This is a genomic window from Cellulosimicrobium sp. NPDC057862 (genome assembly GCF_042797035.1).
Lineage (GTDB): Bacteria > Actinomycetota > Actinomycetes > Actinomycetales > Cellulomonadaceae > Cellulosimicrobium.
Genome location: NZ_JBHVMH010000001.1, coordinates 573,410 through 585,636, shown reverse-complemented (window position 1 = coordinate 585,636; position 12,227 = coordinate 573,410). Strand labels below are relative to the sequence as shown.

General features: G+C 73.7%; 10 protein-coding genes. 4 read left to right on the top strand and 6 right to left on the bottom strand.

The features are described 5' to 3' along the window. Positions 1 to 100 precede the first annotated feature (100 nt). Genes ACFVN3_RS02495 through ACFVN3_RS02480 form a run of 4 tightly spaced genes read right to left on the bottom strand, consistent with a single transcriptional unit; the run spans position 101 to position 4,417 of the window. Positions 101 to 1,270: a glycoside hydrolase family 1 protein gene (locus ACFVN3_RS02495; protein ID WP_378230208.1), complete on the bottom strand. Its 1,170-nt coding sequence runs from the start codon at positions 1,268 to 1,270 to the stop codon at positions 101 to 103. Positions 1,271 to 1,293: 23 nt separating this feature from the next. Beyond that, entirely contained in the window at positions 1,294 to 2,187 is an 894-nt protein-coding gene (locus tag ACFVN3_RS02490; RefSeq protein WP_154797411.1) for a carbohydrate ABC transporter permease, read from the bottom strand. 1 nt (position 2,188) lies between these two features. After that, on the bottom strand, positions 2,189 to 3,112 hold the full coding sequence (locus tag ACFVN3_RS02485) for a carbohydrate ABC transporter permease (protein WP_378230205.1): 924 nt from the start codon (positions 3,110 to 3,112) through the stop codon (positions 2,189 to 2,191). A gap of 15 nt (positions 3,113 to 3,127) precedes the next feature. After that, positions 3,128 to 4,417, bottom strand: coding sequence for an extracellular solute-binding protein (locus ACFVN3_RS02480; protein ID WP_378230203.1), 1,290 nt, complete (start codon positions 4,415 to 4,417; stop codon positions 3,128 to 3,130). A 141-nt stretch (positions 4,418 to 4,558) separates the two neighbouring features. Between ACFVN3_RS02480 and ACFVN3_RS02475 the strand changes: the two genes are divergently transcribed. The 3 genes from ACFVN3_RS02475 to ACFVN3_RS02465 all read left to right on the top strand — a co-directional run bounded on the left by ACFVN3_RS02475 (position 4,559) and on the right by ACFVN3_RS02465 (position 9,429). Continuing rightward, positions 4,559 to 5,299 (top strand): TetR/AcrR family transcriptional regulator, encoded by a 741-nt coding sequence (locus tag ACFVN3_RS02475; RefSeq protein WP_378230200.1) that lies wholly within the window; start codon positions 4,559 to 4,561, stop codon positions 5,297 to 5,299. After that, positions 5,296 to 8,724, top strand: coding sequence for a GH36-type glycosyl hydrolase domain-containing protein (locus tag ACFVN3_RS02470; RefSeq protein WP_378230197.1), 3,429 nt, complete (start codon positions 5,296 to 5,298; stop codon positions 8,722 to 8,724). Before ACFVN3_RS02475 ends, ACFVN3_RS02470 begins: the two co-directional genes overlap by 4 nt. Before the next feature lie 111 nt (positions 8,725 to 8,835). Next, positions 8,836 to 9,429 carry a hypothetical protein gene (locus tag ACFVN3_RS02465; protein ID WP_378230195.1) on the top strand — a complete coding sequence of 198 codons (594 nt, stop codon included), beginning with the start codon at positions 8,836 to 8,838 and terminating at the stop codon, positions 9,427 to 9,429. 23 nt (positions 9,430 to 9,452) lie between these two features. Here ACFVN3_RS02465 and ACFVN3_RS02460 read toward each other — a convergent pair whose 3' ends face one another. Both ACFVN3_RS02460 and ACFVN3_RS02455 read right to left on the bottom strand, forming a co-directional pair. Beyond that, entirely contained in the window at positions 9,453 to 10,253 is an 801-nt protein-coding gene (locus ACFVN3_RS02460; RefSeq protein WP_378230193.1) for a methyltransferase domain-containing protein, read from the bottom strand. Between the two features lie 45 nt (positions 10,254 to 10,298). Beyond that, on the bottom strand, positions 10,299 to 11,417 hold the full coding sequence (locus ACFVN3_RS02455) for a DUF1080 domain-containing protein (protein ID WP_378230191.1): 1,119 nt from the start codon (positions 11,415 to 11,417) through the stop codon (positions 10,299 to 10,301). 143 nt (positions 11,418 to 11,560) lie between these two features. Between ACFVN3_RS02455 and ACFVN3_RS02450 the strand changes: the two genes are divergently transcribed. After that, on the top strand, positions 11,561 to 12,217 hold the full coding sequence (locus tag ACFVN3_RS02450) for a GntR family transcriptional regulator (protein ID WP_378230189.1): 657 nt from the start codon (positions 11,561 to 11,563) through the stop codon (positions 12,215 to 12,217). The last annotated feature ends 10 nt before the right edge of the window (positions 12,218 to 12,227 follow it).

Here is a 12,227-nt window from a genome sequence, read left to right as displayed (position 1 = left end):
CGACACCTCCGGACGGACGACGACGCGGGGCGGGGACGGTGTCCCCGCCCCGCGTCGTGACCTGCGAGGGGGTGCGGCGCGCGGTCGTGACCGCGGCGCGTCAGTCGTCGAGCGAGACGGTCCCGCGGGCGACGCCGCCGAGCCAGCCGAGGCTGGGCTTGGGCGTGCGCTCGAACGTCTCCGGGTCCCACGCGACGAGCCCGAACGTCGGGGCGAACGAGCCCCACTCGTAGTTGTCGAGCAGCGACCAGTGGAGGTAGCCGAACAGCGGCAGCCCCGCCTCCATCTCGGCGTGCAGCGCGCGCAGGGCGTCGCGCGTGTAGTCGATGCGCCGCGCGTCGTCGGCCGTCGCGATGCCGTTCTCGGAGACCAGGACGGGCAGGCCGGTGATCTCGTGCCCGAGGCGCGCGGCCTCCGCGATGGCGGCCGGGTAGTACTCCCACCCGGTGAGCGTCTTCTCGGAGTCCTCCGGGGCGGGCAGCGGGCCGTCCACCGTGATGCGCGTGCGCGTGTAGGCCTGGACGGCGATGAAGTCGTCGCCCTTCGCGGCTTCGAGGAAGACGGTCTCGCGCGGGTAGGCGTACTCGCGCAGGACCTCCTCGGCGCCCGGGTCGGCGAAGAACTGCTGCGGCGCGACGGGCCACCCGACGGGCACACCGACGGTCCGCACGAGCTCGACGGCCCGGCGGTGCGCGGCGATGAGGTGCTCGGTCGCGACGGGGTCGGGCGCGTGCATCGTGCCCGCCTGGAGCTGCTCGGTACCCTTGGCGGCCGTGATCATCATCGCGAGGATGTTCGGCTCGTTGATGGTGAACACGTGCGACGCGCGGTCGAGCAAGGGCAGCACGTGCTCGACGTACCGCGCGAACCGCTCGACGGACCGCGGGTCGGTCCAGCCGCCGTCCTCCGCGAACCAGCGCGGCGACGTGAAGTGGTGCAGCGTGATGAGCGGCGTGACGCCGTGCTCGAGGCAGCAGTCGACCATGCGGCGGTAGTGGTCGAGCTCGGCGCGCGAGAACCTGCCCTCGGCGGGCTCGATGCGCGCCCACTCGATCGAGAACCGGTACGAGGTGAGCCCGGACTCGGCCAGCAGCCGGATGTCCTCGGCGTACCGGTGGTAGGAGTCGGCGGCGTCGCCCGACGGCTCCGCGAGCGTCGAGGCCGGGTCGACCTCGCGTGCCCACCAGTCGCTGTTGACGTTGTTGCCCTCGATCTGGTGGGCCGCCGTCGAGGCGCCCCAGACGAAGGACTCGGGGAAGGTGATCGACACAGGTACTCCTCGTCGGTCGCCGGTCACTTGATGCCGGTCATGGCGATGCCCTGCACGAAGTAGCGCTGCAGGAACAGGAACAGGATGAGGATCGGCGTCACGACGAGCACGGACCCGGCCATGAGCAGGCCGTAGTAGGTGCCGTTCGAGCCGACCGAGTACAGCGAGAGCGCGACCGGGAGGGTGTACATGTTCTCGGTCTGTGCGACGACCAGGGGCCACAGGAAGTTGTTCCACGACCCGAGGAACGTGAGGATGCTCAGCGTCGCGAGCGGCGGGCCGCACTGGGGCAGCACGATCCGGAAGAAGACCCGGAACTCGCCCGCGCCGTCGATCCGGGCCGCCTCGATGAGCGCGTCGGGGATGCCGAGCATGAACTGCCGCATGAGGAACACGCCCAGCGGTCCGGCCAGGAACGGCAGGATGAGCGCCGGGTAGGTGTTGACGAGCCCCATGTTGGACACGAGCACGAACATCGGCACGAGCGTGACGACGCCCGGGACCATGAGCGTGAGCATGACCAGGGCGAACAGCACGCGCTTGCCGGGGAAGCTCATCTTCGCGAGGGCGTAGCCGACCATCGAGCAGAAGACGATGTTGCCGAGCACGACGGCGACGGCCACGACGATCGAGTTGGTGAAGTACTGCCCGTAGTTGAGCTGGGAGAGCCACCGCTCGTAGTTGTCGAGCGTGGGGTTCTGCGGCCACCACGTGATGGGGCGCTGGAGCAGCTCGCCCTGCGTCTTGAAGCTGCCGAGCGCCATCCAGATGAACGGCATGAGGGTCAGGAGCAGCCCGACGACGAGCGCCGTGTAGGTGGCGCCGCGCGACCAGCGGATCGGGCGGCGCGCCCGACGGCGGGGCGCGCCCTCCGGCGTCGACGTCGCGGGGGTGGTCCGCGAGGACGTGACGGTCATGTCAATCCTCCTTCGACCGCAGCAGGCGGAACTGGACGGCGGCCAGCGCGGCGATCAGCGCGAACAGGACGTACGCGGCCGCGGAGGCGAACGCGTAGTTGCCGTAGCCGAACTGGTTGTAGACGTAGTAGCTGATGGTCAGCGTGGAGTTGACCGGGCCGCCCTTGGTCATGACGAACGGCTCCTCGAACACCTGGAGGAAGCCGACGGACAGCAGCACCGCGCCGAGCAGCAGCGTGGGGCGCATGAGCGGGACCGTGATGGAGCGGAACCGGCGCCACGAGCCGGCGCCGTCGACCTCGGCCGCCTCGTAGACGTCGCGCGGGATCGCCTGGAGGCCCGCCAGGAAGATGATCATGAGCGTGCCCATGTTGCGCCAGGCCGCCATGACGATGATCGACGGCATCGCCGTCGCGCTGTCGTTGAGCCAGTCGGGCCCGTCGATGCCGACCCAGCCGAGCACGGTGTTGACGAGGCCGGAGTCCTGGAGGATGAAGCGCCACACGACGGCCACCGCGACGATCGACGTCACGACGGGCGTGTAGAAGCCGACGCGGAAGACGCTGCGGAACTTCTCGATGCCCGAGTTGAGCGCGACGGCCAGGGCGAGGCCGAGCACCATCGTCAGCGGGATGCCGACGAGGACGAAGTAGAAGGTGTTGACCAGCGCCTTGCGGAAGAGCTCGTCCTGGAAGACGCCGGTGAAGTTCTCGAGCCCGACGAAGTTCACCGCGAACGGCGTCTTGATGTCACGGATCGTGAGGTCCGAGAACGACATCCCGAACGACGCGAGCAGCGGCCCCAGCATGAAGACCGCGAAGACTGCGACGAACGGGAGAGCGAACAGCCAGGCGACGAGCGCTTGCCGTCGCCGGTGGACGGCGCCGGCCGTACGCCGGCGCCGTCCCTCGGTGGTGGTGGTCATGACTGACGGGCCCTGTTACCAGCCGAGCCCGAGCGTGTCGGCCTTGGCCTGGATCGCCTTGGCGGCGTCCTCGGACGTGACCTGACCGTTCGCGACCTTCTCGGCCTCGGTCTCGATCGTCGCGGAGAGCTCGTCCCAGCTCGGCACGGTCGGCGGGGCGATCGTGTTCTCGAGCTGCTCCTGGAGCACCTGGGTGCGCGGGTTGGACGTCAGGGGCTCGTAGTCCCACGCGGTGGTGAGGGCGGGCAGGTCGCTCGTCGCGTCGAACCAGGCCTGCTGCGTCTCGGGCTGGGCGAGCCAGCGCACGAGCTTCCACGCGCCGTCGGCGTTCTTGGCCTCGGCGAACACGCCGAGGTGGGCGCCGCCGATGTAGGAGTCGTTGTTCGCGGAGCCCGCGGGCACCGGGACGGTGGCGACGTTCTGCTCGACCCAGTCCTCGCCCTGGAGGTCGGCGAGCACGTTGACCATCCACGGGCCGGAGATGAAGGCCGGGTCGGAGCCGTCGACGAACGCGCTGTTCTGCGAGTCGCCGTAGCCGGACAGCGGGGACAGCCCGTCGGTGAAGAAGGACGCGTAGTAGTCGAGCGCGTCGACCATCGCCTGGTTGTCGAGGTCGAACGCGTCGCCCGCCTCGTTGAGGACCGAGCCGCCGGCCTGCGAGTAGAACGGCAGGATGACCTGCGTGGAGTCCTCCGCGTCGCCCATGGGGAGCTGGAGGCCGTAGGTCGAGCCGTTCGCCTGCATCGCCTGCGCGAAGGAGGTGAGCTCCTCCCACGACGTGGGCGCCTCGACCCCGGCCGCCTTGGCCAGGTCGGAGCGGTAGTACAGGACGCGGGTCTCGACGTACCACGGCACGCCGTAGTCGACGCCGTCGGCGACGGTCGAGGCCGCGGCGCCCTCGACGAAGTCGGCGCTGTCGACGAGGCCGTCCGGGACGGGCGCGAGGCCGCCGGTGGCGACCATCGTCGGCATGAAGGACGAGCCGATCATGATCGCGTCGGGCACGGTGCCGGCGGCGACGGCGGTCTGGAACTTCGTCATGACGTCGGCCCACGGGATCGTGGTGACCTCGACGTTCGCGTCGGGGTTCTCCTCCGTGAAGCCCTGGACGAAGTCGGGCAGCTTCTCGCCCTCCTCACCCATCGCCCAGATCGTGATGTCACCCTCCGCGGGGGCGTCGTCCACCGTCGTGGTGGACCCGGCATCGGCCTCACCACCCGTCGACTCGTCGTCCGCACGACCGCACGCGGTCAGGGCCAGGAGTCCGACGACGCCGATGGCGACCGCCTTGCGTCCGAGCTTCATGAGCAATCCTCCTCATCGAGCAGTCGGCTCGTCTGGTGTGAGCCGCTGTGGAAACTACCTTAGCGTGCGCTCGGTTAGTATTTTCAACCGGGGCGTCCAGGCCGTACCGTTGGCGCCGAGAGACTGGCGAAGGAGACGGTGATGAACGAGAGCGACTCCGCAGGTGGCGGCGCCACGACGGGGACGGCCGGGGGCTCGGGGAACCGAGGGACGGCGACTGCGACCCGCGGCACGACGGCGGCCGGCCTGCCCGACCGACGCATCGTCCGGGGCGAGCAGCGCCGCCGCGAGATCCTGCGCACCGCCGTCGAGGTGTTCGGCGAGCAGGGCTTCCGCGGCAGCTCGCTGCGCGAGATCGCGGCGCGAGTCGGCATCTCCGAGGCCGGGCTCCTGCACCACTTCGGCAGCAAGGCGGGCCTCCTGACCGCGACGCTCGAGGAGCGCGACCGGCGCGACCTCGTGCGGCGCACCGAGGACGAGGCCGCGGGCGCGGACCTCCTCACGACCATCCGCGACCAGGTCCGGCGCAACGCCGAGACGCCCGGTCTCGTCTCGCTCCACGTCGTCGTCGCGGCCGAGGCGACGGATGCCGCCCACCCGGCCCACGACGTCGTGCGCGACCGCTACCGCGCCCTGCGCCACCAGGACGACACGCGCTTCCAGGACGCCGTCGCGCGCGGCGAGCTGCGCCCCGAGGTCGACCCCCAGGCGATCGGCCAGCTCTTCTCCGCCGTCATGGACGGCCTCCAGCTCCAGTGGCTGCTGGACCCCGACAACGTCGACATGGTCGCCCTCTTCGACCAGTTCCTCGCGCTGCTGCGCCCCGAGGGCTCGACCCCCGCAGCGCCCGCGCACCGCACCACCGAGCAGGAGACCGCGTGACCCTCACCGCCAGCCCCGCAGGCACGACCACCCTCGCGGGCGCGACGCTCGCCTCGGGCGAGCTGACCGTCGAGCTCACGGGCGGCGGCGACGTGCGCGCCGTCAGCACGGGCGGCCTGCTCGTCAACCAGTACCTGCCGGGCGAGCACGACCGCATGCCCGGCGGCATCCTGCTGCGCGCGACCCGCGCGGACGGCGCGGTCGAGGTCGCGCGGCTCACCGGGTCGGCGCCTGCGGTGACGTCGGTCGAGGTCGGCACCGACCGCGTCGTGTGGTCGGGCGAGGCGCTCGGGCTCGCCACGCGCGTCGCGCTGACGCTCGACGGGCGCACGCTCGTCTGGCGCGTCGACCTCACGGCGGGCGCGAGCACGCCGGCCGACAGGCGCTACGACGTCGTGCACGCGCAGGACCTCGCGCTCGCGCCGCCCGCCGCCGCGCTGTCGAGCGAGCCGTACGTGTGCCAGTACCTGCTGCACCGCGCGATGGAGCACCCCGACGCGGGCACCGTGCTCGTCAGCCGGCAGACCATGTCCGCGCAGCCGCGCCTCCCGCTCGCCGTCGCGTTCCTCGTCGAGGGCGCGGTCGCGCACCTCACGGACTCGCTCCAGGTCTTCACGGCGCGGTCGCGGCGCGACGGCGTCCCGCACGGCCTGCTCGGGACCGTCGACTCCGCGGTGCTCCAGTACGAGTACGCGATGCCGACCCTCGTGTCCCACCCCCTCGACCTGTCGGGCGGGGCGGCCCGCGTGCACGCGGTCACCGTCGTCGACCCCGACGCGCCCGGACCGCTCGCCGCGCACCTCGACGAGGTGGCCGGCTGGGCGGCGGCCGCGGTCGCCGCCGCCGCCGACGAGCGCTCGACCACCCCGCTGCCGCGGACCGCGTCCGTGCTGCGCGACGCCCCCCTCCTCGCGGGCGACGAGCTCGGCGAGGCCGACCTGCTCGCGGCCGTCGGGCTCGGCGCCGACGACGTGCTGCTGCCCGAGCGTGACGCCGACGGCACGCTGCTGTCGTTCTTCACCGCGACCGGGACGCACGTCGTCGACGCGCGCAAGGACACCGTCACCGAGCGCTCGCACGGGCACGTGCTCAAGGCGGGCGACGACGTGCTGCCCACGGACGACGTGCTCTCCACGACGGCGTTCGCGCCGGGTGTCTTCGCGTCGCACGTCGTGCTCGGCAACACCACGGCCAACCGCCTCGCGACCGTGCACCGGCACCACCTCAACCTGCTGCGCAGCAGCGGGTTGCGCGTGCTCGTCGACGACGGCCGCGGCCCCCGGCTGCTCGGCCTGCCGTCCGCGCTCGTCCTCGACGTCGGCGGCGTCCGCTGGGTCTACGAGACGCCGCTCGGCCGCGTCGACGTGCGGACCGTCGCGCACGACCGGGAGAACCGCATCGACGTGGACGTGCGCTGCGAGCAGCCCCTCCACGTCACCGCGACGCTCGAGCTCGACGACGAGGCCGGCGGCTGGGTCGTCGAGCACGTCGCCCCGACGTCGGACGCCGGCGAGGGCGTCGTCGTGCACCCCGTCCCGGGCGGCGACGTCGACGCGCACTACCCCGACCTGCGGTACGTCGTGTCGTCGAGCGCGCCCGTCGTGCTCGACCCCGAGAGCTCCGCGGGCGCCCCCGCCGGGACCGCGCACCGCCTCACGAGCGCGACCGACACCGGCGCGCTCCGGCTCGCGATCACCGGCTCGCTGGACGGGGCCGACGCCGCGCTCGCGCTCGCCGCGTCGACGCACGACCCGCTCGCCGACCTCGACGCGACGCTCGCGGGCCACCTCGCGACCGTCCGCGGGGTCGTGCGGGGACTGCGGTTCGCGCCCCACGCGGAGCTCGAGACGCAGGAGCTCGACCTCCTCGTGCCCTGGTACGCGCACGACGCCCTGATCCACTTCCTCGTCCCGCACGGCCTCGAGCAGTACTCGGGCGCGGCGTGGGGCACGCGCGACGTGTGCCAGGGGCCGTTCGAGCTCGCGCTCGCGGGCGGGCGGCACGACGTCGCGCGCGCGATCGTGCTGCGCGTCCTCGCGCACCAGCACACGTGGGGCGAGTTCCCGCAGTGGTTCATGTTCGACGCGTACGGCGAGCGCTACAACGACTCCTCGCACGGCGACGTCGTGGTGTGGCCGCTGTTCGCGCTCGCGCAGTACCTCGACGCGAGCGGCGACCTCGCGGTGCTCGACGAGCCGGTCCCGTTCTGGGACCACGCGCACCGGCGCCCTGCCGCGTCCGGGCCCGACGCCGCGGCGACCGTGCGCGACCACGTCGCGCGGCTGCTCGACCACCTCGACCGCGACCGCCTGCCCGGCACGGCCCTGCCCGCGTACGGCGAGGGCGACTGGGACGACACGCTCCAGCCCGCCGACCCGCGGATGCGCACGGACCTCGCGTCCACGTGGACGTCCGCGCTGCTCGTGCAGGCCGCCGAGCTGCTCGCCCGCACCACGTCCGGCAGCGGCGACCACGCCGCGCTCTCGGAGCGTGCCGGGGCCCTGGCCGCCGAGGTACGCGCGGACCTGCGCGAGCGCGCGCTCGTCGACGGCGTCATGGCCGGGTACGTGCGCCACGGTGCCGACGGCGACGAGCTCGTCATCCACCCGTCCGACACGGTCTCCGGGATGCGCTACCGCCTCATCCCGATGACGCAGTCGATCATCGCGGGCATCCTCACGCCCGAGGAGGCGGAGCAGCACGAGCGCCTCGTGGTCGAGCACCTCCACTTCCCCGACGGCGTGCGCCTCATGGACCACCCCGCCGCGTTCGACGAGGGGATCCCGCACACGTTCCTGCGGGCCGAGCAGGCGGCGAACGTCGGCCGCGAGATCGGCCTCATGTACGTGCACGCGCACATCCGCTACGTCGAGGCGCTCGCGGCCCTGGGCCGTGGCCGCGCGCTCGACGAGCTGTTGCGCATCAGCCCGGTCGACCTCGGCCGCCGCCTCGCGCACGCCGCGCCCCGGCAGCGCAACGCGTACTTCTCGTCGAGCGACGCCGACTTCCCGGACCGCCAGAGCTTCGCGCGCGACTTCGACCGGCTGCGCGACGGGACCGTGGGCGTGCGCGGCGGGTGGCGCGTGTACTCGAGCGGCCCCGGGATCTACCTGCGCCAGCTCGTCCAGGGCGTGCTCGGGCTCACGGAGCAGCCCGGGACCCTCGTCGTCGACCCGGTGCTGCCCGCGACGGCCGACGGGCTCGCCGTCGACCTCGAGCTCGCCGGGCGGACGCGCCGCGTCGTCTACCGGGTCGCCGAGCCCGGCCGGGGCGTGCGGGTGCGCGCCGGGGCCGGTCCCGACTCGCTCGCCGACGTCGCCGCGACCGTGCGGGCCGGTGACTACCGCGAGCGCGGCGTCGTCGTCGCGACGCGCGACCTCGGCGACGCCGGGCTCGTCGAGATCACGCTGCCCGCGGGGTCGTAGGGCACCGAGATCTCGCCGTCCCCGGCCGTGGACCCGCGCGTGGGCTCGAGGCGCTAGCCTTCGGACCACGCCGCCGTCGGGACGGCGCCACCCGCGACGAAGGAACACGCCGTGAGCCAGCCTCCGTACCAGCAGTACCCGGGCGGCGACGCCCAGCAGCCCCCGCAGGCCCCCGGGCCGTACGGGCAGGGCCAGCCCGCCTACGGGCAGCCGGCCGCCCCCGGGCCCTACGGGGCGCAGGCGCCGTACGGGCAGGGCCAGCCCGCCTACGGCCAGCCCGCGCAGCCCGAGCAGCACCAGCCGGCCTACGGGCAGATGGCGCCGCAGGCTCCGCCCGTGGCGCCGTACCCGCCGCAGGGCCAGCAGCCCTACGGGGCGCCGTACCCGCCCCAGGGCCAGCAGCCGTACGGCGCGCCCTACGGTCAGCCCGGTTACGGCGGTCAGCCCGGCTACGGCGCGTACGCCCCCGTCGGCCCGCAGCCGATGACGTGGCGCACGATCCTCGCGTACGTGTTCAGCCCGATCGCGGTGTTCTTCCTGCCGATCGTGTTCGGCGTGCTCGCGATCGTCTTCTCCGCGATCGCGACCCGACGGAATGAGAAGACGGCGAAGATCGCGCTCGGGATCGCGATCGCGTGCACGGCGCTCGGGTTCATCCTGGGCGCGATCAGCGGCGTCCGGACCTTCCAGGAGCTCGCCGGCTGACGGTAGCCCGGTGACTGGCGGGGTCAGCCCGCCCGGCGGGCGACGACCAGGTGGCGGGTCGAGTGCGCCACGAACGGGCTGGACGTCGTCCCGTCGTCGCGCGCGCCGGCCCGCAGCCGCGCGTCGAGGTCCTCGAGGACGGGGCGGTAGCGGTCGACCGAGAAGTCCGGGACCCACCACACGCACTTGCGCAGGAGCCAGACGACGGCCCCGACGTCGTGGAGCTCCATGCGGCACGTGGCCGTGCGGAGGTCGACGAGGTCGAGGCCGGAGGCGCGCGCCTGCGCCGCCTCGTCTTCCGGGTCGCGGCCGGCGCGAGCCTCGGGCTGCGGCCCGAGGAACGCCTCGATGAGCTCGAACGCCGAGCCCGGGCCCACGTGCTGGGCGAGGTACGTGCCGCCCGGTCGCAGCACGCGGTGGATCTCCGACCATGCCGGCGCGACGGGGTGCCGCGCGGTGACCAGCCCGAACGACGCGTCGTCGACCGGGAGCACGCCGTCGACCGGGACGACGACGCGCCCTCCCCACCGAGCGAGGAGCGAGCGGGCGCGCGCGGCGTTGGGCGGCCAGCCCTCGGAGGCGACGAGCGTGGCGGGCACGGGGTCGCCGCGGTCGGCTGCGGCCTCCAGCGCCTCCGCCAGGACCTCGCCGCCGCCGGTGTCGAGGTCGAGCGCCGCGTCCGCCCGCGCGAGGTGCTGCGACAGGAGCGACACGAACCCCCACGGGGGGCGCTCCTCGGTGGCGCGGCCGTCGAGCCAGTCGAACCCCCAGCCGGTGACGTCCGCCTGCTCGGCCTCGGTGATCAGCTCGTCGAAGGGGCGCACGACCCCACCCTCACAGACGGGGGCCGGTCGCCGCCCGCCCTTTTCTCAGCCGCAGTCGACCCCCGCGTACGGCGTCTCGACGACGGCCGGGCCGTGGGCGGTCGCCACGGTCAGCGTGGCCGTGCCCGGCTCGACCGACGCGGACCGCGTGCCGAACGACTGGTAGGCGTTGCGGCCGGGCTGGACGTCCGCGAACGAGCGCTCGCCCGTGGCCGTGCCGAGGGTGAGGTCCACCGCGTCCTCCCCGACGTTCAGCGCGCGCACGGCGACGTGCGCCGTCCCCGCCAGGCAGCGCGCGTCCACCTCGACGTGGACGGGCGGGAGCTCCCGGATCCGCACGTCGCGGTAGGACACGACGTCGGGTGCGGAGCCGTGCGCCTGGAGACCGAGGTACCCGACGAGCCCGCGGCTGCTCGAGTCCGGGTCGAGCGGGCGGTCGGGGAACGGGACGCCGGGCAGGTTCTCGTACTCGTTGATGACGACCCCGTCCCGGATCACCGTGTAGTGCTGCCCGACGACGCGGACCTCCAGCTCGTTCCACGTGCCCTTGGCGGTGGGCCGCGCGCGGTCGAGACCGATGTCGGCGAACCCGTAGACGGACCCGGTCTTGCGGGGGTCGTTCGACCCGCCCTCGGGGGAGTCGTTGACCTGGATCTCGTGCCCGCAGTTGACCGCGATCCACGAGAGGTTGCCCGTCTCGTTGCCGTTGAACGTCGTCGGGCACCCCGCGACGGGACCGGACAGGTCGGGGAACCGGACCTGCACGCCGCTGTTGGCGCGCGCGTCCCCGGGCGCGTCGTCGCGGAACTGCACGACGAGCGAGAAGTCGCCGTACTGCCGGACCGGGTACCAGAGGGTGCCGAACCCGCCGCCCGCGCCCGCCCGGGAGCGGATCGTGCCGTCGTCGAGCAGGTCGAACCCGCCGTCGCCGGCGTACTCCCAGGCGTCGAACGACTCGGCGGTGCCGTCGAAGATCACGTCGTACCCCTCGTCGGGCGCCGCGGCCACGGCCGTCGGGGCCTCGGGTGCCGTGGTCTCCGGCGCCGCGGGCACGACCGCCGCGGCCGGCGCCGCGAGCGCGACCCCGACGGCGAGCGCGGCCACTCCCGCGAGGCGGGCGCGGTGCGCCCGGCGGAGGACGGGGGGACGGGTGGTGCTCGACATCGCAACTCCCTCGTTCGACGCGTGTCCCTCCACCCTCGCACGGATGCCGGGCGCTCTCCACGGCACGGGGAGCGCGCGCGCCCGGGGCCGGGCACCCCTCCGCACCCGCGTGCGCGCGTCGGGCGCGGTGGGAGAATCGACCGGTGTCCGGAGCCGAGGAGCGAGTGCTGGAGTCCGCCCGGGTCGCGGCGACGCTGCGCGACGAGATCCTCGACGGGCTGCGCCGCCCGGGGTCCCGGCTGGTCGAGCGGGACCTCGCGGCCGACTTCGGCGTGAGCCGCATCCCCGTGCGCGACGCGCTCAAGGCGCTCGAGGGGGAGGGGCTCGTCGTGCTGCGGCCGCACACGTGGGCCGTGGTGCGGGAGTTCTCCGACGCCGACCTCGCCGACCTCGACGAGGTCCGCGAGGTGCTGGAGCCCCTCGCGTTCCGCCTCGCGGCGGAGCGGCACGGCCCGGAGGGGCTGGACCGGCTGCGGCGCGCGCTCGCGAGCGAGCAGGAGGGTGCTCGGACGGCCGACAGCGTCGGGTCGCGCCGGTCCGCGGCCGACTTCCACGAGATCGTGACCGAGCTCGCCGACAACCAGCTCTTGCGGGACATGATGCAGGGCATCCGCAGCCGCGTGCGCTGGGCGTTGTCGCAGCACGACGACCTCGCGCACGTGACCGAGGAGCACGCGGAGCTGTTCGAGGCGGTCGCGTCGCGGGACGGCGAGCGGGCGGCCGCCCTGGCGGAGGCGCACGTCGACAGCAGCCGGCGCCAGCGCGCCGCGCACGTCGCGGCGCTGCGCTCGGAGGGCTGACACCCCGCCC

Bases quoted from the DNA above. Each gene is read 5' to 3' on its own strand.
- ACFVN3_RS02490 (WP_154797411.1), bottom strand. From the start codon at position 2,187: ATGACCGTCACGTCCTCGCGGACCACCCCCGCGACGTCGACGCCGGAG.
- ACFVN3_RS02485 (WP_378230205.1), bottom strand. From the start codon at position 3,112: ATGACCACCACCACCGAGGGACGGCGCCGGCGTACGGCCGGCGCCGTC.
- ACFVN3_RS02480 (WP_378230203.1), bottom strand. From the start codon at position 4,417: ATGAAGCTCGGACGCAAGGCGGTCGCCATCGGCGTCGTCGGACTCCTG.
- ACFVN3_RS02475 (WP_378230200.1), top strand. From the start codon at position 4,559: ATGAACGAGAGCGACTCCGCAGGTGGCGGCGCCACGACGGGGACGGCC.
- ACFVN3_RS02455 (WP_378230191.1), bottom strand. From the start codon at position 11,417: ATGTCGAGCACCACCCGTCCCCCCGTCCTCCGCCGGGCGCACCGCGCC.